24 protein-coding genes and 1 tRNA gene are annotated in these 21,830 nt (G+C 62.4%); 11 read left to right on the top strand and 14 right to left on the bottom strand.

Features of this window, described 5'->3' with window-relative positions:
- The first annotated feature begins 111 nt into the window (after window positions 1-111).
- Both FJ977_RS01320 and FJ977_RS01325 read left to right on the top strand, forming a co-directional pair.
- Window positions 112-327, top strand: a complete 216-nt coding sequence (locus tag FJ977_RS01320; RefSeq protein WP_140767893.1) for a DUF2842 domain-containing protein — start codon at window positions 112-114, stop codon at window positions 325-327.
- 106 nt (window positions 328-433) lie between these two features.
- A complete protein-coding gene (locus FJ977_RS01325) occupies window positions 434-838 on the top strand; it encodes a hypothetical protein (RefSeq protein WP_140767894.1) in 405 nt (134 codons plus the stop codon).
- Window positions 839-889: 51 nt separating this feature from the next.
- On the opposite strand, the gene FJ977_RS01330 is transcribed toward FJ977_RS01325, so the two are convergent.
- Window positions 890-1,948 (bottom strand): polysaccharide deacetylase family protein, encoded by a 1,059-nt coding sequence (locus FJ977_RS01330; RefSeq protein ID WP_140767895.1) that lies wholly within the window; start codon window positions 1,946-1,948, stop codon window positions 890-892.
- Between the two features lie 90 nt (window positions 1,949-2,038).
- Here FJ977_RS01330 and FJ977_RS01335 point away from each other — a divergent pair, with 90 nt between their 5' ends.
- Window positions 2,039-3,268, top strand: coding sequence for a GNAT family N-acetyltransferase (locus FJ977_RS01335; RefSeq protein WP_140767896.1), 1,230 nt, complete (start codon window positions 2,039-2,041; stop codon window positions 3,266-3,268).
- Between the two features lie 21 nt (window positions 3,269-3,289).
- Window positions 3,290-4,126, top strand: a complete 837-nt coding sequence (locus FJ977_RS01340; RefSeq protein ID WP_140767897.1) for a GNAT family N-acetyltransferase — start codon at window positions 3,290-3,292, stop codon at window positions 4,124-4,126.
- 27 nt (window positions 4,127-4,153) lie between these two features.
- Here the strand turns inward: FJ977_RS01340 and FJ977_RS01345 are convergent, their stop codons facing one another.
- The gene (locus FJ977_RS01345) at window positions 4,154-6,463 is read right to left on the bottom strand and encodes a Wzz/FepE/Etk N-terminal domain-containing protein (RefSeq protein WP_140767898.1); all 2,310 of its coding nucleotides are present in this window, start codon (window positions 6,461-6,463) and stop codon (window positions 4,154-4,156) included.
- A 256-nt stretch (window positions 6,464-6,719) separates the two neighbouring features.
- On the opposite strand from FJ977_RS01345, the gene FJ977_RS01350 reads away from it, so the two are divergent.
- The 4 genes from FJ977_RS01350 (at window position 6,720) to FJ977_RS01365 (ending at window position 11,297) form a co-directional block, all read left to right on the top strand.
- Complete coding sequence (locus tag FJ977_RS01350) at window positions 6,720-7,283, top strand: polysaccharide biosynthesis/export family protein (RefSeq protein WP_056565427.1); 564 nt, start codon at window positions 6,720-6,722, stop codon at window positions 7,281-7,283.
- Between the two features lie 10 nt (window positions 7,284-7,293).
- Window positions 7,294-8,424: a glycosyltransferase gene (locus tag FJ977_RS01355; protein WP_140767899.1), complete on the top strand. Its 1,131-nt coding sequence runs from the start codon at window positions 7,294-7,296 to the stop codon at window positions 8,422-8,424.
- A 90-nt stretch (window positions 8,425-8,514) separates the two neighbouring features.
- Entirely contained in the window at window positions 8,515-10,050 is a 1,536-nt protein-coding gene (locus tag FJ977_RS01360; RefSeq protein WP_140767900.1) for an undecaprenyl-phosphate glucose phosphotransferase, read from the top strand.
- Entirely contained in the window at window positions 10,047-11,297 is a 1,251-nt protein-coding gene (locus FJ977_RS01365) for an O-antigen ligase family protein (protein ID WP_140767901.1), read from the top strand. Before FJ977_RS01360 ends, FJ977_RS01365 begins: the two co-directional genes overlap by 4 nt.
- A 98-nt stretch (window positions 11,298-11,395) precedes the next feature.
- Here FJ977_RS01365 and FJ977_RS35650 read toward each other — a convergent pair whose 3' ends face one another.
- The 5 genes from FJ977_RS35650 to FJ977_RS01385 form a co-directional block, all read right to left on the bottom strand.
- On the bottom strand, window positions 11,396-11,560 hold the full coding sequence (locus tag FJ977_RS35650) for a hypothetical protein (RefSeq protein WP_181179476.1): 165 nt from the start codon (window positions 11,558-11,560) through the stop codon (window positions 11,396-11,398).
- Between the two features lie 884 nt (window positions 11,561-12,444).
- Window positions 12,445-12,521: transfer RNA gene (locus FJ977_RS01370), tRNA-Pro, on the bottom strand.
- 108 nt (window positions 12,522-12,629) lie between these two features.
- Window positions 12,630-13,091 (bottom strand): YbaK/EbsC family protein, encoded by a 462-nt coding sequence (locus tag FJ977_RS01375; protein ID WP_140767902.1) that lies wholly within the window; start codon window positions 13,089-13,091, stop codon window positions 12,630-12,632.
- Between the two features lie 229 nt (window positions 13,092-13,320).
- Entirely contained in the window at window positions 13,321-13,605 is a 285-nt protein-coding gene (locus FJ977_RS01380) for a helix-turn-helix transcriptional regulator (RefSeq protein ID WP_140767903.1), read from the bottom strand.
- Window positions 13,606-13,709: 104 nt separating this feature from the next.
- Window positions 13,710-13,898 (bottom strand): hypothetical protein, encoded by a 189-nt coding sequence (locus FJ977_RS01385; RefSeq protein WP_140767904.1) that lies wholly within the window; start codon window positions 13,896-13,898, stop codon window positions 13,710-13,712.
- Between FJ977_RS01385 and FJ977_RS01390 the strand changes: the two genes are divergently transcribed.
- Both FJ977_RS01390 and FJ977_RS01400 read left to right on the top strand, forming a co-directional pair.
- Window positions 13,888-14,502 (top strand): hypothetical protein, encoded by a 615-nt coding sequence (locus FJ977_RS01390; RefSeq protein WP_140767905.1) that lies wholly within the window; start codon window positions 13,888-13,890, stop codon window positions 14,500-14,502. The genes FJ977_RS01385 and FJ977_RS01390 overlap by 11 nt on opposite strands.
- Window positions 14,503-15,145: 643 nt before the next feature.
- Window positions 15,146-16,147, top strand: a complete 1,002-nt coding sequence (locus tag FJ977_RS01400; RefSeq protein WP_140767907.1) for an ATP-grasp fold amidoligase family protein — start codon at window positions 15,146-15,148, stop codon at window positions 16,145-16,147.
- A gap of 89 nt (window positions 16,148-16,236) precedes the next feature.
- On the opposite strand, the gene FJ977_RS01405 is transcribed toward FJ977_RS01400, so the two are convergent.
- The 7 genes from FJ977_RS01405 to FJ977_RS01435 form a co-directional block, all read right to left on the bottom strand.
- The gene (locus FJ977_RS01405; protein WP_140767908.1) at window positions 16,237-16,539 is read right to left on the bottom strand and encodes a hypothetical protein; all 303 of its coding nucleotides are present in this window, start codon (window positions 16,537-16,539) and stop codon (window positions 16,237-16,239) included.
- A 102-nt stretch (window positions 16,540-16,641) separates the two neighbouring features.
- Window positions 16,642-17,181 carry a MerR family transcriptional regulator gene (locus FJ977_RS01410; protein WP_027042329.1) on the bottom strand — a complete coding sequence of 180 codons (540 nt, stop codon included), beginning with the start codon at window positions 17,179-17,181 and terminating at the stop codon, window positions 16,642-16,644.
- A 212-nt stretch (window positions 17,182-17,393) separates the two neighbouring features.
- Window positions 17,394-17,717: an integration host factor subunit alpha gene (locus tag FJ977_RS01415; RefSeq protein ID WP_010915609.1), complete on the bottom strand. Its 324-nt coding sequence runs from the start codon at window positions 17,715-17,717 to the stop codon at window positions 17,394-17,396.
- A gap of 101 nt (window positions 17,718-17,818) precedes the next feature.
- Window positions 17,819-18,790 carry a beta-ketoacyl-ACP synthase III gene (locus tag FJ977_RS01420; protein WP_140767909.1) on the bottom strand — a complete coding sequence of 324 codons (972 nt, stop codon included), beginning with the start codon at window positions 18,788-18,790 and terminating at the stop codon, window positions 17,819-17,821.
- A gap of 9 nt (window positions 18,791-18,799) precedes the next feature.
- On the bottom strand, window positions 18,800-19,870 hold the full coding sequence (gene plsX / locus FJ977_RS01425; RefSeq protein ID WP_140767910.1) for a phosphate acyltransferase PlsX: 1,071 nt from the start codon (window positions 19,868-19,870) through the stop codon (window positions 18,800-18,802).
- Window positions 19,871-19,983: 113 nt separating this feature from the next.
- Window positions 19,984-20,532 carry a DUF177 domain-containing protein gene (locus FJ977_RS01430; protein ID WP_140767911.1) on the bottom strand — a complete coding sequence of 183 codons (549 nt, stop codon included), beginning with the start codon at window positions 20,530-20,532 and terminating at the stop codon, window positions 19,984-19,986.
- Entirely contained in the window at window positions 20,532-21,077 is a 546-nt protein-coding gene (locus tag FJ977_RS01435; RefSeq protein ID WP_140767912.1) for a ubiquinol-cytochrome C chaperone family protein, read from the bottom strand. The genes FJ977_RS01430 and FJ977_RS01435 overlap by 1 nt, the downstream gene beginning before the upstream one ends.
- Window positions 21,078-21,191: 114 nt before the next feature.
- Here FJ977_RS01435 and FJ977_RS01440 point away from each other — a divergent pair, with 114 nt between their 5' ends.
- Window positions 21,192-21,707 carry an outer membrane protein assembly factor BamE gene (locus FJ977_RS01440; RefSeq protein ID WP_140767913.1) on the top strand — a complete coding sequence of 172 codons (516 nt, stop codon included), beginning with the start codon at window positions 21,192-21,194 and terminating at the stop codon, window positions 21,705-21,707.
- The last annotated feature ends 123 nt before the right edge of the window (window positions 21,708-21,830 follow it).

A 21,830-nucleotide genomic window follows, 5' to 3' on the forward strand; every position in this document is an offset into this window, starting at 1 on the left:
TCGCACCCCTGCTGGCAAGGCCATCCGGCGCGGCACGCCGTCGCGCCGCCCGCGGCGGGTTGCACGCATCTTGCGTTCGGCTTAAGCGATAAAGATCAACGAGGCCAAGCCATGCCCATTCGCCTGAAGAAGCTGATCGGAATGTTCCTGCTGGTGGCGCTGGTGATCATCTATGCGCTCGTCGCATCGATCTTCGCGGTCGCCCGTTTGTCGGAATCGAGCGCGTTGGTGCAATTCCTGTTCTTCCTGCTCAGCGGACTGCTGTGGGTGCTGCCGGCGATGGGCATCATCAAGTGGCTGATGCTGGATCCGCGCTCGAAAGGCTGAAACAGGCCCGCGTCGGTTTACAGGGTCACGCGTCAAGAACGCGAATGTGATTCATCGACCCACGAACAAGGGACTATCCTGACCGTTCTCACCTGGGGAGGCCGGCATGCTGAAAGCGATGTTCGCAGGGCTGGCCTTGCTGTTCACCTCACTGGCCGTGTCGGCCGCGGCAGCCGAAACCATCAACGTCTCGGACAACCATGGCGGCAGCGTCGCCGCCTACACCCAGCGGTGGAAAGCGTTGGCGGCGCGCGGCGTCAATGTGCGCATTGTCGGCAAATGCCAGTCCGCCTGCACGGTGCTGCTCGGCTATGTCCCCCGCAGCCGCATATGCGTGATGCCAGCGGCGAGCTTTGGCTTCCACCTCGCGCACCGCACCGACATGACCGGCGTGTTGTGGAACGCTTATGCCTCCGACATCCGCGGCTGGATCAACGCGCATGGCGGATTGACAGCCGACTTCAAATGGATGAGCGCACCGGACACCTACCGCTATTTCCACAAATGCTGACACGTTGCGGATGTTCGCCGGCTCGATCGCCTTGCCCGACAAGGCAGCCCGTCAGACGGTGACAACCATCTTGCCGGCATTGGCGAGCGGCGTGGTCACGCCCGACAGCATGGTGCGTATGTGGGCGAGGCTCTGGTAGCGGCCATTGATCGAAATGCGCGGCAAGGCATGCAGGAAGCCGGCATGTTCGGCGCGCAGCACGCCATGGCGGGTCGTCACGGCGGAGACATAGCCGGCGTCACGGGCAAAGCCCACTTCGCGGCAGCCGACGGCACTCGCGTAGCCATAGGGATAGGCGAAATGGCGGGGCTCCCTGCCGAGCTCGGCGCGCAACTTATCCTTTACCGCGCCGATCTCATGCCGCGCATCGGCTTCGGACAGCCGCTTCAGATTGCTGTGGTTGATCGTATGGGCGCCAATCGTCACCAATGGATGCGCCGCGACAGTGCGAATCTCATCCCAGTTCATCAGTGTCCGCAGGCGCGGAGCGTCCGCGTCGACGCCATTTGAACTGGCCAGATCGCGCAGCACGGTCCGCAAATCCTCCTCGCGAACCTCGGTGGCGAGATAGGCATGCAGCCGGGCTATCGCCTGGGTTTTCCTGGCAGGGGTCGCGCAATCGATCACCGCCGGACCGTTCGGGGTCGCGAGCGTCAGGCGCTCGCACGCATTGACGATGTCCTCGGCTACGTCCCACCACAGATCGGCGGTGCCGTCGATCAGGCCGGGCGCGACATAGATGGTTATCGGCGCGCCGTGCTTTTCCAGCACCGGCAGGGCCTCGGTCATGTTGTCACGATAGGCATCGTCTGCGGTGATGGTGGCGAACCGACCGCCCTTGCCGCCTGCCTTGATGCGCTCCACGGCTTCGTCCATCGAGACGAAGGCATAGCCGTCCGCCTTCATGTCGGCGATCACCGCGTCGAGGAAGCTGGGCGCTATGTTGAGATGCCGGTTGACGCTGTCGGGCTTTTCCGGTGTCGCCGTCACGCGGTGCAGCATCAGGATGGCGCCGATGCCGCCGACAAATGGCCTCGCCAACGGTGCAAGGCCGGTATAACGGGCGACGTTGAGCGCCAGTTTCCGGATTGCCTCCCCACCGTCGATCATTCATTCACCTTTTGCGCCTAGGCTGATCCAAGCACGGAATACGCCTGAGCGCCCCCCAAATCGGGATCAATACGCCTTAAGGATTGAGGTATGGTTGACGCAATGGCGTCATTTGACGGCAATCGGCTCGCGGCGACCGAGGCGTCGCCACGCGCCCTGCCGAAGGATGCCGAGAGGCTGTCGGTTTCCGTCGTGGGTACGGACGGGCTAGCGGCCTATGCGGAGTTCTGCCGGTCGGCGCTTAGCGCGCCGGCACAGGGCGCGACATGGATCCTGAACTGGGCCGCCCAGGTCAAGCCGGATCTGCTCGTGGCGACGCTCACTCTCGAAGGCAAGCCGGTCTTCGCGCTGGCGCTGGAGATTGTCAGCCGCGGCCCGTTCCGGGTCGCCCGTTTCATGGGCGACCGCCACGCCAATGGAAATTTCGCGGCAGCCGACACCCAATGGCTGACCAGGGCGGATCGCGCGACCGTCCGCGCGATGTTCGCAGCCATCGCCAAGGCTCGTCCCGACATCGATCTCATCGCGCTGGAACGGTTGCTGCCCGATCTCGACGGCATCGCCAATCCGCTTGCGTCGCTCGACCATTTTGCCAGCCCCAATCTTTCACTGGCCGTGAACCTTGCCGGTGGGTTCGATGCATTGCTGCTGCGCGCCAGCGGCAAGCGCAAACGCAAGAAGCATCGTTCGCAGACGCGCAAATTCGAGGCCGTCGGCAGCCACCGGCGCATCGAGGCGCGAACTTCGGACGAGGTGGACAGGCTGCTCGACGCCTTCTTCGAGATGAAGGAACATCGCTTCCGCAAGATGGGCATTGCCAACGTCTTCGGCGACGCCCGGACACGGGCCTTCTTCCGGGGGCTGTTCACGCAAGCCCTGGCCGAGGACAAGCCGTCCTTCGTGCTCCATGGCTTGGAGGTCGCCGGCAAGCTGCGCGCCGTCACTGGGTCGAGCCGTTCGGGCAAGCGCCTGATCTGCGAATTCGGCGCGATCGCGGAGGACGATCTCGCGAACAGCAGTCCCGGCGACTTCCTGTTCTTCGACAACATACAGGAAGCCTGCGACACCGGTTTTGCCGTCTATGATTTCTCCGTCGGCGACGAGGCCTACAAACGGCAGTGGTGCGATATCGAAACGCGGCATTTCGAGGTGCTGGCCCCGCTGACACTGAAGGGCCGCGCCCTGGCGCAGACGCTACGGCAGGGCGCGCGGCTGAAGGCCTTCATCAAGAACAGCCCGACGATCTGGAAGCTGACCAAGATGCTGCGCCGCAAGGCAGCCGGACAGCCGGCGCCCGCGGCTGTCGAGGACGACAGTTAAGCTCGCTTCGAAATGAGCGCCATGAAGCCGACCATCCGCACGCTAACCCTCCGGGAACTGACCGACCTGATCGACTGGGCAGCCGCCGAGGGCTGGAACCCGGGCCTTGAAGACGCGGCGATGTTCCAGGCCGCGGATCCGGAGGGATTCATCGGGGCTTTTGTCGGCGACGACATGGTCGCCGCGATCTCGGCGGTGGCCTATGGGCGCGATTTTGGTTTCATCGGCCTCTACATCAGCCGTCCGGACATGCGCGGCAAGGGCTATGGCAAGGCGGTGTGGGCCGCCGGCATGGCCAGGTTGGCCGGGCGCACCATCGGGCTGGATGGCGTCAAAGAGCAGCGGGCCAACTACCAGAGCAAAGGATTCAGGCCGGTCTACGAGACCATCCGCTACAGCGGGCGCCTTGCGGGCTCACCCGTCGGCGCCGGGCGGCCTCGCATGGTGAGTGCGCAACCGGTGCCCGATATCGTCGGCTATGATGCGCTTTGCTTTCCCGCGCCCCGGCACTCTTTCCTGCAGCAATGGCTGCAGCCGCCTCACCGTGCCTTGGCGGCGATCCAATCGTGGGGAGCGGCCGGCTATGCAGTGGCCCGTTCCTGCCGCAGCGGCTTCAAGGTCGGCCCGCTCTTCGCCGACGACACGCAGACGGCGCTCGAATTGCTCGCAGAGCTGTCAAATGCGTGCGAAGGCGGCGAACTGAACATCGACGTCCCGGCTACCCAAGTCGATTTCATCGCAGCACTCGAGGCCGCGGGCTTCTCACCGACCTTCAGCACCACCCGCATGTATCAAGGCCCACCCCCGACGCTTGATGCCAACAAGGTATTCGGCGTGACGACGCTGGAACTGGGATAGGCCAGGCGGTCTGCGAACAGCGGCTGTTCAGGCCGCCGAACGCCGGCCCGGAGTGCCGGGTGGTTCGTGGCCAAGCGGCGTCACCAGCGTCAGGTCGGGGTAACCGCTCTCGATCAGCTTGACCGCGGCCCGCGTCACCTCGTCGTCCGGCTCGAGCATGGACAAGAACACTTCGGTCGCGTCGCCGCCCAGACGGCTGATGCCTTGCGCATCGGCCGGTCCGCACTCGACCACCACCAGATCATAGGCCGTGGTCAGCGACTGCATGATGATCGGCAACCTGTCGGCGGCGCGCATGGCGCGGACCGGATCGGCGGTGCCGACCGGAATGACGTGACAGTCGGAATAGAGATCGGCATGGATCACGTCGCTGAACTGCGCCTGCGAAGCGAGCAGATCGGTGATGCCCGGGAAAAGCCCGCTGTCCAGCATCGGTCGCGAAGCAGCACCCGAGGCGGTAAGATCGAGCAGCAGGACGCGCAGGCCGGCGTCGGACACCTCGCGCGCCACCAGGACCGCCGACGCGGCTGCCTCATCGCCTTCGGGCGAAACGAATATGGCGCGTGCGGCCCCGCTGGCGATCAGCTTTTCCGCGGCCTTCTCGATGTCGATTTCACCGAGCACGGAGCGCGGCCGCTGGACCTCCACGACGGGTTCCGGCTCGGCAGCTGATACGGCCTCGGCGACAGGCTCCGCCTGGGCGGCAGGCTCAGGCTCAGGCTCAGTAGCAGGCTCAGGCTCGGCAATGGGCTGGGCTCGCACCGTCATCTCAGATTCCGCGACCGTTTCGGGCCATGACGCCCCAGCATCACGATTGGCGAACTCGCTGGCGACAACTGGCTCCAGCCGGGCAGCTGGTTCCAGGGGCGCGGCCGGCTCCTGGCGGGCAGTTGTCGGCATCGCCACTTCGTCGATCGGTGCAAAACGGGCGCCCGTAGCCGGGCGCATGGCGCGGCCCGAGAAGAGCTCCCGCAGCAGCGTGAAGACCGCCGCCAGCAGAAGCGAAGCCGCAGCGGCGGCGCCAACGATCGGCCCGACCTTGGGGAAGTATGGCTCGGAGGGCACCGAAGCCGGCGAGGAGACACGAGCGTCGACCGGCACATAGTTGCGGTCCTGGCGCGAGGCTGCCTCGCGGTAGTTGGTCAGATAGAGTTCGAGCTGTTGGCGCTTGGCCGCCGCATCGCGCTGCAGCGCGTCGAGACCGACCTGCTGTTCGCCAGCCTGTGCCGAGGCCGCCTTCAGCGTGTTGACGTCGGCGACGAGCTGGTTTTCACGCGCCTTGGCGGCATCGGCCTGCATAACCAGGCCCTTCATGACCTTCTGCGCTTCGCTGCGGATCTGCGCATCGAGATCGGCCAGCTGTGATTTCGCCGCGCGAACGCGCGGATGATTGTCGAGCATCGTCGTCGACAGATCGGCGATGTTGGCGCGCAGCTCGACCTGGCGCTCCCGCAAACGCTGGATCAGGTCGGACGACAGCACTTCCGGCAGCGAATCCAGCGAGCCGCCATTCTGCAGCGCCTTGCGTACGCTGTCGGCGGTGCCTTCGGCCGCGGCGCGGTTGGCCCGCACCCGCGACAATTCGGTCGACAGCTCGGCCAGTTGCTGTGTGGCCAGGGTGGAATTGTTGCCGCCCATCAGGAGGTCCGACTGGCCGCGGTACGCCGCGACCTTGGCCTCGGCATCCCTGACCTGCTTCGACAGGTCGGCGATCTCAGGCGCCAGAAAATCCGCGGCGGCGGTGTTCGATTCGCTCTTGGCCGCGCCCTGCCCCGCAATATAAGCAGCGGCAATGGCGTCGGGGATAGCTGCGGCGAGCTTGGGATCCTCGGATGAGAACTCGATGGCAATGATGCGCGTCTTCTCAACACCAAAGACGTTGAGCTTCTCGCGCATCTTCTTCAACACGCGTTCGTCGGCCGGAATATCCATCGGATCGTTCTTCAGCCCAAGCAGGATCAGCATACGGCTAAGCGACGACATGTTGATCGTTTCGTCGAACTCGGGCAGCCGCGCCAAGCCGAGTTTCTGCGCCACCTGCTTGAGGATTTCGTTGGACGAAATGATCTGGACCTGGGTGGCGACACCTTGCTCGTCGAGGATCGGCTTGTCGCCGTCATTGTTGCTGCCGGCCGGGCGGGTATAAACGGATTCGCGCGGGGCGATTTCCACCTGCGTCTGCGCCTTGTAGTGCCGTGTCGCGAGCGAAGCGAAAGCAAACGCCAAGCCTGTCACCACGAGAACAAAGAGCAATATGCGCAGCCAGTTCCTCGCCAGGCTGGCGAAAAGCTGCCTGAGGTCGACATCGACATCTGCGGCCGCGGACTGAACGGACATGCATCCCTACTCCGAAACTGGGTCAGGATGCACCGTAAACAACTATGGTAACTCAGCAGTTAAGATCGCGGTAATACTCCGTTAGGGATTACTGGCGAGCGGCTAGAAAAAACGACAAAATGGCAAAATCCCTGCCGGCGCGAGATCTAACGGCCGACGCCTTTACCGGCCATTAACCCTAACAGGATGATAACGAACCCGATCCCAGATGTTTGCTGCGACGCCGCAGCGGCCAGTCGAAGGTACGTATCCGGTCATGAAAAGCACTGCTTCCCTTGTTCGCGCGCTGCTTGCCGTATCGATGCTCGCCGGCTGCTCCAGCTACCGCCCGCCGCCGGCGGCCTTCCACGAGGTCCTCGACCAGCCTTATCGCCTCGGCGCCGGCGACCGCGTCCGCGTCACCGTGTTCGAACAGGACGGCCTGACCAACACCTACAGTGTCGACCAGTCCGGCTATCTCTCCTTCCCGCTTGTCGGCGCCGTACCCGCGCGTGGTCACACCGCCCAGCAGATGGAAAAGGAGATCGCCGACAAATTGCGGCAAGGCTATCTGCGCGATCCGGACGTTTCGGTCGAGATCGACCGCTACCGGCCGATCTTCGTCATGGGCGAAGTGGGTGCTGCCGGCCAGTATTCCTACGTGCCCGGCCTGACGGTGCAGAAGGCCATCGCCATTGCCGGAGGCTTCACGCCACGCGCCAACCAGGAAAGCGTCGACATCACCCGCGATATCAACGGCAAGGTGATGACCGGGCGCGTGGTCACCTCCGACCCGCTGCTGCCCGGAGATACCGTCTTCGTCCGCGAACGCCTGTTCTGACAGATACCACGTGGCGGACAAGCTCAGGATCGTCCACTGCTTTCGTTCACCCGTCGGAGGAATTTTCCGGCATGTGCGCGACCTGACGGAAGCTCAGGTCGCGGCCGGTCATGTGGTCGGGATCGTCTGCGATTCGACCACCGGCGGCGAATTCGAGGAACGCCTGTTCGAGCAGATGAAGGACACGCTGGCGCTCGGTATCCATCGCACGCCAATGCAGCGCCATGTCGGCCCGGGCGATCTCGCCTCGGCCCGGCGCACCTACAGGATCATCAAGGAATTGCAGCCGGACGTCCTGCACGGGCACGGCGCCAAGGGTGGCGCCTATGCCCGTCTGTTCGGCTCATTGTTGCGGGTATCAAGGTCTCGCGTAGCCCGCCTTTATTCGCCGCATGGCGGCTCCCTCCACTATGACGAAACAACGGCCACGGGGAGGCTGTTCTTCGCTCTGGAGCGCTCCATGGCGCGCTTCACCGATTGCCTGCTCTTCGTCTCGGATTATGAGCGGCGAACCTATCGCCGGAAGGTGGGCGAGCCACCGATCCCGAACACGCTGGTCTACAACGGACTGCGCGCCACGGAATTCGAACCGGTGGCCGTCGGCCCCGATGCGGCGGATCTGCTCTATATCGGCATGATGCGGGACCTGAAGGGCCCCGACATCTTCATCGATGCGCTGGCCGCCGCCGGTCCCCGGCTTGGCCGTGCGCTGAGCGCGGTGATGGTCGGCGACGGCGACGACCTGCCGCGCTACCACGCGCAGGTGAAGCGCCTTGGGCTTCAGGACCATGTCCGCTTCCTGCCGCCAATGCCGGCCAGGGAGGCCTTCGCGCTGGCGGCGCTCGTCGTCGTTCCCTCGCGCGCCGAAGCCATGCCCTATATCGTGCTGGAGACACTCGCAGCGGCAAGACCCATGATCGCAACCTCGGTCGGCGGCATACCGGAGATTTTCGCTGCCGGCTCCCCTGCCCTGATCAGGCCTGATCCCGTCGAACTCACCGACAAGATGAGTGAAGCGCTGGCCGATCTCGCAGCCTACGGCAAGCTGATGCCCGACGGCGCCGGCCTCAAGGCGCGCTTCGGCGCCGACGTCATGGCCGCCGAAATCGAAAAGGCCTATTTCGCCGCGCTCGGCAGGTGACACCCCAAGCCTTTCCAAAGCCACGCGTTGTTTCAAGGGTTTCTTAGCTCTCTTTTGCTAATCACCCTGGGGAAGCTTGCGGACTGTCCCATGAACGAGATTGACCCCGCGCGCCGCTTTTCAGCAGAAGCTGTGCGTAAATTCGACGGCCCGGCCGATGGCGATGCGCCCGGGGGCATGAACGATGTTGCCCGACAGGTCGCGTCGCAATACCGGCGCGATACGATGTCGCCGATCATGGTCAGCGGCGTCCTGCGCATGATCGAGTTCGCGATCCTGTTCCTTTCGGGGCTCTGCGTCTATTTCTACTATGTCGGGTTCTTCAACTATCTCGCCTGGCAATATCCGGTGACGATCGCCGCCGCGTCGTTCCTCGCCGTGGTTCTGCTCGATGTCACCGACTGCTACCAGGTCGTTTCCCTGATGCGGCCGATCGCCAATTTCAGCCGCATCCTGCTGGTCTGGGCCGGTACCTTCGCGCTGATGGCGTTGACGGCTTTCACCATGAAGATGTCGGAAGACTATTCGCGACTGCTGTTCGGCACCTGGTTCGTGGTCGGCTTCGTCTTCCTCTTCGGCCTCAGGCTGGTGATGTCGAAGCTGATCCGGCGCTGGGCCCGCGATGGACGCATGGAGCGGCGCGCCGTCATCGTCGGCGGCGGCAAGGCGGCGGAAATCCTGATCCGTTCGGTCGAAAAACAGCCTTACAACGACATCCGCATCTGCGGCATATTCGATGACCGCAGCGACAAGCGCTCGCCGCCCATCGTTGCCGGCTATCCCAAGCTCGGCACCATTTCGGAACTGATCGAGTTCGCTCGCATCGCCCGCATCGACATGCTGATCGTGTCGCTGCCGCTGACCGCCGAAACGCGTGTGCTGCAGCTGTTGAAGAAGCTGTGGGTGCTGCCGGTGGACATTCGGCTTTCGGCGCATTCCAACGCGCTGCAGTTCCGCCCACGCGCCTATTCCTTCATCGGCTCGGTGCCGATGCTCGACATCTTCGACAAGCCGATCAACGACTGGGATTCCGTCGCCAAGCGCGCCTTCGACATCATTTTCTCGCTGATCGGCATCATCGTCTTCTCGCCGGTGATGCTGGCGACCGCGATCGCCATAAAACTCGACAGCAAGGGACCGGTGCTGTTCAAGCAAAAGCGACACGGCTTCAACAATGAGATCATCGAGGTCTACAAGTTCCGCTCGATGTATACCGACCGGTCGGACCCGACCGCCAAGCAGACAGTGACCAAGAACGATCCGCGCGTCACCCGCGTTGGCCGCTTCATCCGCAAGACGTCGATCGACGAACTGCCGCAGTTCGTCAATTCGCTGCTGGGATCGCTGTCGCTGATCGGCCCGCGCCCGCATGCGATCGCGGCGCAATCGCACAACCTTCTCTACAACGAGGTTGTCGACGGCTATTTCGCCCGCCACAAGGTCAAGCCGGGCGTCACCGGCTGGGCGCAGATCAACGGCTGGCGCGGCGAGATGGACACCAACGAGAAGATCCGCATGCGGACGGAATACGACCTCTACTACATCGAGAACTGGTCGCTGCTGTTCGATCTGCGGATCCTGTTCCTGACACCGATCCGGCTGCTCAACACGGAAAACGCCTATTGAGCGCGATTTCCCATGAGTTGCCGCCGGCCGCGGTCAACGCCAAGCTGATCGCGCTGATTTCTTTCAGTGCGGTGGTGTTCGGCATCCTCCTGTCCGGCTTCGTCATCAGCGAGCCGGCGCCTTACGAAATCTACATGGCCGGGCTGATCGCCATCTGGGCGCTCTTCGGCTTGCGGATTTCCCGCGCGGCCATGCCGCTGCTGGTGCTGCTGGTAACAATGAACATCGGCGGCATGATCTCGATGACGCAGATGGCGGACCTCGCCTTCACGCCCCTCTATCTCTCCGTGTCGCTGTTCCTGGCCTTCAGCGCGGTGTTCTTCGCCTCGGTCACCGCCACGCAACCAGGTCTCTACCGGCTGATCTTCAATGCCTATGTCGTCTCGGCCGTGGCGACGTCGCTGCTCGGCATAGCAGGCTATTTCCATGCCTTTCCCGGCGCCGAGATCTTCACCAAATACGACCGCGCCGCCGGCGCCTTCCAGGATCCGAACGTCTTCGGGCCGTTCCTGGTGCTGCCCGGCATCTATCTGCTCTATCTGCTCCTGACCGGTCCGGTCTCGCGCATGCCGCTGCTGGCGGTGCCGCTGCTGATCATCGCATCGGGCATTTTCTTCTCCTTCTCGCGCGGCGCCTGGGGCATGTTCGCCGTTTCGGCGATCCTGCTCACCGGCTGCCTGTTCCTGCAGAGCAACAGCGGCAAGTTCCGGTTGCGCGTGGTGATCATGACCATCGCCGCGCTGTCGTTGCTGACGATCGCCGTCATCGTCATCCTGCAATTGCCCGGCGTGTCGGAGATGTTCTCCAACCGTGCGCATCTCGAGCAAAGCTATGACACCGCCCGCCTCGGCCGTTTCGCCCGCTACGCAATCGGCTTCCAGATGGCGATGGAGCGTCCATTCGGCATCGGGCCGCTGGTCTTCGGCAAGATGTTCGGCGAGGACACGCACGACATCTGGCTGAAGATGCTGATGGATTATGGCTGGCTCGGCTTCGTGTCGTTCCTGACGCTTGTACTGTGGACCATAGCCTCCGGGTTCCGCATCCTGCTGCGCGACCGGCCGTGGCAGCCTTACCTCTTGTGCGCCTATGTCGCCTTCATCGGCAATATCGGGCTCGGCACCTTCATCGATATCGATCACTGGCGCCACGTCTACCTGCTGCTCGGCCTGATCTGGGGCGCCATCGCCTTGGAGTACCGCCATCAGCGGCTGTTGCGGCCGGCTCTGGCTCAAGCAGGACGCTGAAGGCGCGATCTGCCCAGGGTTCAGCCAAGACGAACCGGAAGAAGTGCCATTTCCAAATGGCCAGGTTTCACCGTTCGGGCCATTGATGGCGACAAAGCCTACCGCTCGCCAGACTTCGGCGGGATCGTCTCAACGCGCACCTTGTCACCAATCCCCTTTGCCATCGCGAACGCTTGGGCCCTGTCTTTCGTCGTCAACACCGTGCGCCAATGTGGCTTCTCAAAAACGGAAACGACGAAGGTCGTTTCCGGCTTTTCGTTCATCGCGCGGCTCCTTCATTTGCATGCTTCGGCCATATTAGTATCAGTGCATAGATTTGCCAGCCGGCGGTTCGGTCCCTAAACAGTCCGCCGGTCAGGCCCGGTGTCCCAATTCATCCCAACGCAGGCACCGGGCCGCCTTGAGCTTCGGAAATCCCGGGATTTGGTCTCGACCCAAGCGTCGACGAGATAATCCTAAGCCGGCTTTGTTCCATGCCTGCCACTTGCGGTCGAGCTTGCGCTGCGCAATACTACCTCTTGGGGTAAAGGGTTGCAGGGGAGTAGCATGCCAATCTACGATGTCGCAGAAATGCGCTACGATCGGGTAATCAGATGCAAGGCAGTCGAAGCGACTAGTCCTGCCGTGGCCGCATCGGAAATGAATACCTGCGAGGCAGCCTCGCAAAGGTGGGCGCGGGACTGGATTCGCGTAACTGATGAGGCTCGTGGGGAAGTATTCGCCTACACGGTCGCTCGCCGAATGAATTCGGCTCAACCACCATCATGAAAATACAAATGTTGGTTCGCAGTGGGGACCAGCCCGCTGCTGGGACTTCTTTGGGGGTGCAGCGGGCTGCGGGTGTGGGCACCCAAGGAACAGCGAAGGGCTGAATCAGTTCGCTGTTCGCGGTCAACATATGAGACATCGGCTCAAGGGCGCGACTTACGGATTCGTAAGGAGCCCACCTCTCTCGCTTAACGATGCTACACGTTCGAGGGGATTTGCCGACGAATTCCAGAATCGCCGACGCAGGAACATTCGCTGTCTGTTGGGGACTTCTTCGGAACGCCGTGTCCGAAACGGGCGACTGGAGCGCCTTTCGCCTCAAAAACGAGAAAAGGCGCCCAAGGCGCCTTCGGTAAAACCAGGGATTTCAAGGAACTAATGGTCGGAGTGGCCGGATTCGAACCGACGACCCCTTGACCCCCAGTCAAGTGCGCTACCGGGCTGCGCTACACTCCGGACCGGTCGCGATGTATCGTGATAACCCCGCTCGGGTCAACCGAATTCCGCGACTATCTTGCAGGTAGATTGTGAGACAATGGCGGCCGGCTGCGTCAGTACCTTACCTTAACCCTGGCACACATCGACCCATTCCGCACCGATAAGATCGACCATGCGCTGCGGGGCGATCCGCACCGCGGCGTTGGTGGCCCCGGCGGCCGGCACGACCTCTTCAAATTCGCGCAGCGACACGTCGCAGTAGACCGGCAGAGGCGCCGGCAAGCCGAACGGGCAAACACCGCCAACCGGATGGCTCGTGGCAGCGACAACTTCCTCCGCATCCAGCATGCGCGGCTTGCCGCCGAACCGGTCCTTGAACTTGCGGTTGTCCAGTCTGGCGATGCCGCTGGTCACGACCAGCATGGTGCGGTCGCCGACGCGCAGGCAGATCGTCTTGGCGATCTGCGCCGGAAGGACGCCATGCGCTTCCGCCGCCAGCGTCACCGTTGCCGAACTCGCTTGGGTAACGATGACTTCGACATCAGGCGCATGGGCGGCAAAGAACGCACGAACGGATTCCAGGCTCATATCGAAAAACTCACGGTTCAAAATCCGACGTACAAGGCGCCCGACACATAGGGCGCCCGACACACAGGGCGCCCGACACACAGAGCGATTGGCGCAAATCTGGATGCGGCACGTATAAACACGTGCGATTCATGAATCGGCAAGCCCGGCCGCCGGGGAACGCCGATGCATCAACAAGAAACCCGCCAAGCTGGCCTTGACGGGTTCCGTGGCACGGCTGTTGCCGGTTTTATGCCAGGGGTCGACCTTGTACGGCCGGTGTCGGTGCAGCGAAAGCGATGAGAGCATCCTGCGGCAGCCGAAGCGCGGCCGCGATACGACGCAGCTTCGCCGGATCGGCAGCCCTGCCGTTCTCGATGTCCTCAATTTCGCCGACCGCGAGACCGCAGGTCAGGGAAAGCTCTTCCAAGCTGTATCCGCGGGTCTCCCGCATTGCTCTGAGGCTACTGGAATCTGGCCCGATCTCACTGACTAACGGTTCGGAGAGGGCATTGATTTTTGCATTTTGGGGCATTGGCAACTCCGGTGGCTGAAAGAGTTTGATCAAAATGGAGTGTTGCCTGAGACGAGCAGGAAGATGCCCGCTCGCCAGTGATTTGCCAAGAGCCAAACGGACCGTCACGCTATCGTGAACCGGACGCCTTCGCGCCAGCTTACGCACATCGGCGCCATCAAGTTCTTTTGAACAGCCGGCACCTTTTTGCTCGAAGGTTTGGGCCCACCTGTTCGTTGTTCTGATGCACTGGCGTGAAAACCATCCGGTTCCAGCCAGGCCATTCCCAGAAGGATATCTGCAATGAACGTCAAGGCATCCCTCCTCGTGCTCGGCACGGTCTCCAGTCTTTTCATCGCCAGTGCGGCGACCGCTCAGGCGGCGGACGCGTTGCGCGTTCGTGGTACTGTGATCAGCTTCGAGCCCTCCCTGCTCACCGTCAAAACCCGCCAGGGCGACACCTCCGCGATCAAGCTCAATACCGGCTGGAAGATCTCGGGCGTCGCCAGTGCCTCCGAAAAGGACATCAAGCAAGGCGACTTCCTCGGCATCGCTTCCGTTTCAAAGGCGGATGGCGGCAGCGGGGCGCTGGAAGTCGTGATTTTCCCCGCTGCCTTGAAAGGCACCGGCGAGGGTGACCGCCCGTGGGACCTGCAGCCGAACAGCCGCATGACCAACGGCACGGTGGCGGACGTCACCGACATAAGCGGGCGAGCCGTGACGCTGACCTACGACAATGGGCAGACCAAGAAGATTTCGATCCCCGACAGCACGCCCGTCGTGACCTTTGCCCCGGCCACGCCGACCGATCTCAAGCCGGGCGCAACGGTTTTCGTGACCGCCCAGCGTGAGGCCGACGGGACGCTGAGCTCCAGCCGCGTCGTGGTGGGAAACAATGGCGTGGTCCCGCCGATGTAGCCAAACAGCCGGAAAGAGCGCGGCTTTTCGGCCTTGGTGATGATGGTTGGAAAGCCGGCTTCTTCGGAAACAGTCCAGAAACAAAATTCTACAATCGGGAAATACTGACGAAAAAATTCGGGAGCGTAATCCCATGTGCGGCGGTCGGGCTATCGACCCGATTTAATATCTGCCTGCGAAAAAAGGAAACGATCCATGAAGAAGTCCCTCCTCTCGGCTCTCGGGCTTGCGGTTGCAGTTGCTTTCACCGTGCCGGCTATCGGCGCGACGAGCGCGGATGCGGCCCCGATGGCGAAGCATCATCGTCATCATCACCACCATCGTCATCATCACCGCCACCACCACCACCACCATCATCACCACCACCACATGAAGACGATGAAGAAGGCCTGACACCACACTGCAATGAGAAGACCGGCCTTGGCTTCTTGTTCAAGGCTGGTCTTCTTGGTTGCGCCGCCAGACCCGACATGAACCGGGCCTATCGAATTTCGCCTGACGACACTGCTGGCCAGGATTTCGGCCAATTCCAATACTTCGAGAAGCGAGACTTTCACGCCGCGCCAAATCGCGATACGGCAAGGGATGCTTCTGACCGGCAACTGTACCGGATCAGGCTTTCGCGAACAGGCCAGGTATCCCGATGACGGCCAAGGCCGACCTCTCCCGGACAGACCGCCTTGTCCTGTCGGTTGCCCGATTGTGGCTCACACTTCGCCACCCTGCCCTTGTCGTGCGGTTCTTCATGAAACTGGGCTATCTGCCCAATCCGGCGGCGCCCGTGCGCTACCATGAATTGTTGCTTTGGCGAAAGATTCTCGATCGCAACCCGCTGTTCGTGACGCTGACCGACAAGCTGGCGGCCAAGGCTCATATCCGTGAAGTCTGCCCCGGGATCCCCATACCGAAGACGCTCTGGCGCGGGCGCGACGCCACCGACATCCCGCCGGGCCTGCTGGCCGGCGCCGTGGTGGTCAAGACAAACCATGGCTGCGCGATGAACATATTCGTCGCCGATGGCGACCCCAGTCGCGGCCTCATCATCGCCAAGACGAGGCACTGGCTGAGAAAACGCTATGGCCGCCGCAATGGCGAATGGGCTTATTGGCCGATCGTTCCCACCGTTTTCGTGGAAGAGCGGCTGGCGCTCTCCGGGGCAAGGGTCGCAACCGACATCAAGGTGCACGTCTGCGGCAGCGTGGTAACGCATGCCTGGGTCGAGGATAAGGCCGCCGGCCGTTCGTTGCTTTTTGACCGGGACGCCAATCCATTGCCCGGGCGCGATCCAGACTATCCCCGCGAGGATCAGGCGGTGCCCGTCAATACGCAGCTTCTCGACTATGTCCGTCAGGCGGTATCCATCGCCCCCGCCATCGCCGGCAACCTCGACTACATCCGCGTCGACTTCCTTGTCACCGACCTTTGTCTCTATGCCGGCGAGATCGTCGTCTATCCCGGTGCTGGCTATGGCACCACCACCAATCCGGCGTTCGCCAGCGAAATCGAGCGGCTCTGGCGGCTCGACCAATCAGCCTTCCTGCGCCGGCCTCACAAGGGGGCTGTGCGCCTCTATGCCGACGCGCTTCGCGCCAAATGCCGGAGCAACATTGCGAATGGCCAGGCCGACGCCGCGCAGCACTCCTGATGAAGCCGCCGGGATCAATGGCGGCTCGCCCTTCGCGGTCGGCCGCCATTTTCTTGGCTGAATACCTTGTCTTATGACCAGAGGACTCCTCAGCGTCGGTTGAAAAGCAGGCTGGCGACCAGGCCGAGTACCACAAGGCCGACCGCGGCGGCGGCGGCCGGATGGTCGCGGGCCGATTTCTCGATCACCCTGCCCTGTTTGCGGATTGCCGGCATGGCATCCCGCAGACGTCCGGCAAGATCCGAATATGTATCAAGAGCGGCATCGCGGCCGTCTTCATAGTAAGCGCCGCCCCGTTTTGACATTGCCTTGCGCAACGCCGCGAGTTCCCTCGAGAGGGCCGCGACCTGCTTTTCGAGGTCGATGTCCGAAAGGGTCGAAAATGATGCCATCATGCGTTTCCTTGTCTTGCTGAGCGTCTTGCAGAAGGAAACGTAACGCCTCACCCGAAGGCGAGTTCCGGCCCAAAGGCTTCAAAACGCGTCGTGCGGCGGTCAGCGCACCTGGTCAAGCAGACGCTTGCATTCGAGCAGGTCGAACAGCGCCTCCTGCAGCAGCGCCCGGTTGTCGCGCGAGAGTTTCGACGCATCCGGCTGAACCGGACCTTCCTCGTCGCTCTTGCCCAGGCCAAAAAAGCGGCGGCTGGGCTTGACCCTTGGCTGGCCAACCAGCTCATCATCTCCGCCACGCGGCTGCGCCGCCGGTGTCAGCGGCACCTGATCGGCCTGCTTCCGTTGCGAGATCGCCTCGACTGCGGCCATGTCACCATTGCCGATGGCGACGAGGAAGTGATTGCCGTTTTCGCGCAGCAGCTTCTGCACGCCCTTGATCGTGTAGCCCTGGTCGTAGAGCATGTGGCGGATGCCCTTGATCAGCTCGACGTCCTGCGGCCGGTAGTAGCGACGGCCGCCGCCGCGTTTCATCGGCTTGATCTGGTTGAAGCGCGTCTCCCAGAAGCGCAGCACATGCTGGGGCAGGTCGAGATCTTCAGCGACCTCGCTGATGGTGCGGAAGGCGTCAGGGCTCTTGTCCATGGGCGAAATCCTCACGCTGGAGCGTGATCCGGAACGGTATTCAGCGAGATCACGCTCACCAAAGAGAAAAGCTCATTCCAGTTGCGCGGAATGGACCATACGCGGAACACCAATCCGGCCATGCTGCCGAATCGGACCTTATTTCAGCGGTTTGTGAAGCAATATTCAAGCCCGGCGTCATGGCGGCGCCGGTTTTCAACCGCCAATGGAGGCTATTTGCCGCCCTTGGCCTTGCTGTTCTGATGCGAGCGCAGGATGCGGTTCTTCAGCACGTTGGACGATTTGAAGGTCATCACCCGACGCGGCAGGATCGGCACCTCTTCACCGGTCTTGGGATTGCGCCCGATGCGCTCGTTCTTGGAGCGGACGTGAAACGTCGCGAAGGACGACAGCTTGACCGTCTCGCCGCGCACGATGGCTTCGCAGATTTCGTCCAGCACAGCTTCGACGAGTTCGGCGGATTCAGTGCGCGACAGGCCGACCTTTCGATAGACGGCCTCCGCAAGGTCGGCACGCGTAAGTGTCTTTCCCCCCATGCGACCGTCCCATCAGCTCAAACATAAAATCGGCACAACAACGGCTGAGCCTAAGTAATTGATCCGGCAAGGTCAAGGACCGAAACCGACCCGTTCGGCACTTACCAGCGAACCAGAACGGCACCCCAGGTGAAGCCGCCGCCCATCGCTTCCAGGAGGACGAGGTCTCCCTTCTTGATGCGACCATCGGCAACGGCCACAGACAGTGCCAGCGGCACGGAAGCAGCCGAGGTGTTACCGTGCAAATCGACCGTAACCACCACCTTCTGCTCGGCTATCCCGAGCTTCTTGGCGGAAGCGTCAATAATTCGTTTATTGGCCTGGTGCGGCACGAACCAGTCGAGATCGTCAGCGGTGATGCCCGCGGCCGCGAAGGTCGCCTCGATAACGTCGGTGATCATGCCGACTGCGTGCTTGAAGACCTCGCGGCCTTCCATCCTGAGGTGCCCGACCGTTCCCGTTGTCGACGGTCCGCCGTCGACGAAAAGCTTGTCCTTGTGCGCGCCGTCAGAGCGCAGGCTGGCCGCCAGAACGCCATGGTCGGCAATCGTGCCGGCCCCCTCGCCCGCTTCCAGGACCAGCGCGCCGGCGCCGTCTCCGAACAAGACGCAGGTCGAGCGGTCATTCCAGTCGAGGATGCGCGAGAATGTTTCCGAGCCGATGACCAGTACGCGCTTGGCGAGGCCGCCACGGATATAGAGATCGGCTGTCGTCACCGCATAGACGAAGCCGGAGCACACTGCCTGCATGTCGAAGGCAAAGCCGTGATGCATGCCGAGCCTGTTCTGGATCTCGACCGCGGTGGCCGGGAATGTGTTGTTGGGCGTCGACGTCGCCAGCACGATCAGGTCGATGTCGTCCGGCGTCAGCCCGGCATTTGCAAGGGCGGCACGGGCCGCGGCCTCGCCCAGGGAAGCCGTCGTCTCGTCGTCGGCCGCGATATGACGCTGGCGGATTCCGGTGCGCTGGGCGATCCACTCGTCCGAGGTTTCGACCATGCCCTCGAAATCGGCATTCTTCATGATGCGGCGGGGCAGCGCGGCGCCCGTGCCGCGCACGACTGATCTGATCAAAGTTCTTTCCTATTCCTTCGCGTCGGTAACGACGTCGGATTTCCGAGATGACAGGGCACGCGGGTTGCGCGCATGAAACAGGTCCAGGTCGGCCTCGATCCGGTCAAGCAGATTGTTGCGAACCATGTCGTAGCCGAGTTCGATCGCGGCGGCGAACCCGTCCGAATCGGCACCACCATGGCTTTTGACGACGATGCCGCTCAGCCCCAGGAACACGCCGCCATTGGAGCGGCCGACATCCATCTTTTCGCGCAGGCGATCGAAGGCGCCCTTGGCGAAGACATAGCCTATCTTGGCCATCAGGGTGCGGCTCATGGCGGCGCGCAGATAACCTGCGATCTGGCGCGCGGTGCCTTCCGCCGTCTTCAGCGCGATATTGCCGGCGAAGCCTTCGGTCACCACCACGTCGACCGTGCCCCTGCCGATATCGTCGCCTTCGACAAAGCCATGATAGTTCATCGAGGCCATGTTGGCCTCGCGCAGCATGCGTCCTGCTTCCTTGACCTCTTCCTGGCCCTTGATCTCTTCCACGCCGACATTGAGCAGGCCAACCGTCGGTCGGGCGATGCCGAACACGGAGCGCGCCATGCCGGTGCCGAGAATGGCAAAATCGATGAGCTGTTGGGCATCGGCGCCGATGGTGGCGCCGACGTCCAGAACCACGCTTTCGCCGCGCAATGTAGGCCACAATGCCGCGATCGCCGGGCGATCGATGGTGGCCATGGTGCGCAGGCAGAATTTCGACATCGCCATCAACGCGCCCGTGTTACCGGCGGAGATGCAGGCGTCCGCGGCACCCGACTTGACCGCTTCGACCGCCTTCCACATCGACGACTTCCAGCGGCCATGGCGCAGCGCCTGGCTGGGCTTGTCGTCCATCCTGACCGCGATCTCGCAGTGGAAGAATTCGCTCACCTCGGCCAATTTGGGGAACTTGGCCAGTTCGGGGCGCACCAGTTCCTCACGCCCGTAGATGACGAAGCGGATGTCGGGACGGCGGGTCGCGACCGTCATGAGCGCCGGAATGACCACGGATGGTCCGTGATCGCCGCCCATGGCATCGATGGAAATCCTGATCACGCGGTATTTATCTCACGGTTATGCGGCAGGTCGCTTTAGTGATCGCGAAGGTTCGGCGAAAATAGCGGTTTTGGGTTTTCACACAACCGACTTTTCCATCGCGGGCGAGGTTTTCAGGATTTTCCCAGCAAGGATCGCAGTTTTTGCTGAAATTCATTCTCAGCCGCTTCGGTCCTGCCGCCGGTGTCCAGCGACGCGCCCGCCTTGCGCGGATAAGGGTCGATCGCCAATCCGAAGAACTGTTCGGCGAGTGCCCCGACATCGATGGTGTCGCCGGAAAATGTTTCGGGACTGTCGGGCCCGTCCGCATCGAGAAGTATCTCGCCGCCGCCTTCGAATCCCTGCCGTCCAAGCTTGGAGTCCTCGGGCAACAGCAGCGCCTCGACCGGCTCGTCGATATGCGCCTGGACCGGATCGAGCGTGACGATGCAGGCCTGGGTGATGTCGGCCTCGACACGGCCGCTGACCTTCACGCCATTGCGCTTCCAGGACGCCACAAGGAGCTCCGCACGATAGGCTTCCACCGAAAGCAGCCCATGCTCCCCGGCGAGCGCCGCGCGCTGGGCGGCATCGGCCTCGATCACCACGGGCAGGCCCTTCTGCGGCAGGCGGGCGACATTGGCGAAAAACGATACCGGGCTTCGCGTATCAGCGTGTTTCATCAAGCACCTCCCTTGGCGAGCGGAAACGTCGCCGTACCGGAAACGATTGATTCGGACGGCTGAGCGGCCAGTTGCCGGCAAGCGTCGGCGACATAGTCGGCCAATTGCGATGCCTCCGGCCACGCGCCGGTGTCGGGCCGAACATTGCGGGCAAGTGCCGCGGTCAGCCCGTCCTGGTCGTTTCTTTCCAGCGCATCATCATAGGCGGCGGTACGGCCATAAAACATCTTCGCCAGCTTCTTCATGCGTTTGGGCACGCCCACATCGCCAATGCCCAACTCCCGCAGCGAATGATCGACGTCGAGGAAGAACTCGTCGATCAGCACCTGGGCGATCTCCTGCGCCACGCCGTCTTCACCGCGCAAGCGATGCTGGAACAGGAACATATGCAGCGAAAGCATCTCGAAACGGCCGAGCGGCGTGTCCGGTACATTCCAATGGGAATAAAATACAGTCTGCCGCGCCGCTGCCACGATTTGTGCGTAGAGCGCGTCGGTGATGGCGCGGTTGGCGTGGCGTTCGCGACCAAAAAGGCGCTGGAACATGGGGATGGTCTCCGGGGACCGTTTGTTGAATTGGCCTTGTTGCATCGGCAGGCAAGCTGGTTTACCGGTTTTGCGGCCCAGCGCAAGTTGCGGCGATATAATGGAGAATTGTTGTTGCGCGCGCTGAATTTCAAGTCGACCTTCTCGTCCAGGCCTGCTGGCGCGATCTCACTGCTGCTCGTCGTATCGGCGCTCTCGGCGTGCCACACCAACAAGATGATCGGCGACCTCAATCCAAGCGAGACGTTTACGCAAGGGTATGTCTACGATCAGCAGGCCGTCGATTCGGTGCCTGTCGGCTCCAGCCGCGAGCAGGTGCTTCTGGCGCTTGGCACGCCATCGACGACGGCGACGTTCGACAACGAGGCGTTTTATTACATTTCGCAAACCCGCAAACGCTATGTGGCCTTCGACAAGCCCAGGCTCGTCGACCAGAAAGTGCTCGCGGTCTATTTCGGGGCCGACGGCCGCGTCAGCCAGATCGCCAATTACGGCTTGAAGGACGGCAAGATTTTCGACTTCATTTCGCGCACCACGCCGACTGGCGGCAAGGACCAGAACTTCCTCAGCCAGATCATCAACGGCGCCAGCAAGCTGGCGCCCAGCATTCCCGGCGGCGGAACTCCCTGATCATCAGAACCCTGCTTCCTTTCGGGCAACAGCAACATCTCAGGCGACCGAAAACCCGTGGGAGCGATCTCACGGGTTTTTGTTTGGCCAAGGCAAGGCCAGCTTGCCAGCAATGGGGCAAGC

The organism is Mesorhizobium sp. B2-1-3A, assembly GCF_006442655.1.
GTDB lineage: Bacteria > Pseudomonadota > Alphaproteobacteria > Rhizobiales > Rhizobiaceae > Mesorhizobium.

Excerpts from the sequence above, each read along its gene's own strand:
- FJ977_RS01325 (WP_140767894.1), top strand. The coding sequence starts at position 434 with ATGCTGAAAGCGATGTTCGCAGGGCTGGCCTTGCTGTTCACCTCACTG.
- FJ977_RS01435 (WP_140767912.1), bottom strand. The coding sequence starts at position 21,077 with ATGTTCCAGCGCCTTTTTGGTCGCGAACGCCACGCCAACCGCGCCATC.
- FJ977_RS01340 (WP_140767897.1), top strand. The coding sequence starts at position 3,290 with ATGAAGCCGACCATCCGCACGCTAACCCTCCGGGAACTGACCGACCTG.
- FJ977_RS01360 (WP_140767900.1), top strand. The coding sequence starts at position 8,515 with ATGAACGAGATTGACCCCGCGCGCCGCTTTTCAGCAGAAGCTGTGCGT.
- FJ977_RS01410 (WP_027042329.1), bottom strand. The coding sequence starts at position 17,181 with ATGGACAAGAGCCCTGACGCCTTCCGCACCATCAGCGAGGTCGCTGAA.
- FJ977_RS01405 (WP_140767908.1), bottom strand. The coding sequence starts at position 16,539 with ATGGCATCATTTTCGACCCTTTCGGACATCGACCTCGAAAAGCAGGTC.
- FJ977_RS01390 (WP_140767905.1), top strand. The coding sequence starts at position 13,888 with ATGAACGTCAAGGCATCCCTCCTCGTGCTCGGCACGGTCTCCAGTCTT.
- FJ977_RS01345 (WP_140767898.1), bottom strand. The coding sequence starts at position 6,463 with ATGTCCGTTCAGTCCGCGGCCGCAGATGTCGATGTCGACCTCAGGCAG.
- FJ977_RS01400 (WP_140767907.1), top strand. The coding sequence starts at position 15,146 with ATGACGGCCAAGGCCGACCTCTCCCGGACAGACCGCCTTGTCCTGTCG.
- FJ977_RS01375 (WP_140767902.1), bottom strand. The coding sequence starts at position 13,091 with ATGAGCCTGGAATCCGTTCGTGCGTTCTTTGCCGCCCATGCGCCTGAT.
- FJ977_RS01430 (WP_140767911.1), bottom strand. The coding sequence starts at position 20,532 with ATGAAACACGCTGATACGCGAAGCCCGGTATCGTTTTTCGCCAATGTC.
- FJ977_RS01380 (WP_140767903.1), bottom strand. The coding sequence starts at position 13,605 with ATGCCCCAAAATGCAAAAATCAATGCCCTCTCCGAACCGTTAGTCAGT.
- FJ977_RS01335 (WP_140767896.1), top strand. The coding sequence starts at position 2,039 with ATGGTTGACGCAATGGCGTCATTTGACGGCAATCGGCTCGCGGCGACC.
- FJ977_RS01415 (WP_010915609.1), bottom strand. The coding sequence starts at position 17,717 with ATGGGGGGAAAGACACTTACGCGTGCCGACCTTGCGGAGGCCGTCTAT.
- FJ977_RS01320 (WP_140767893.1), top strand. The coding sequence starts at position 112 with ATGCCCATTCGCCTGAAGAAGCTGATCGGAATGTTCCTGCTGGTGGCG.
- FJ977_RS01350 (WP_056565427.1), top strand. The coding sequence starts at position 6,720 with ATGAAAAGCACTGCTTCCCTTGTTCGCGCGCTGCTTGCCGTATCGATG.
- FJ977_RS35650 (WP_181179476.1), bottom strand. The coding sequence starts at position 11,560 with ATGAACGAAAAGCCGGAAACGACCTTCGTCGTTTCCGTTTTTGAGAAG.
- FJ977_RS01330 (WP_140767895.1), bottom strand. The coding sequence starts at position 1,948 with ATGATCGACGGTGGGGAGGCAATCCGGAAACTGGCGCTCAACGTCGCC.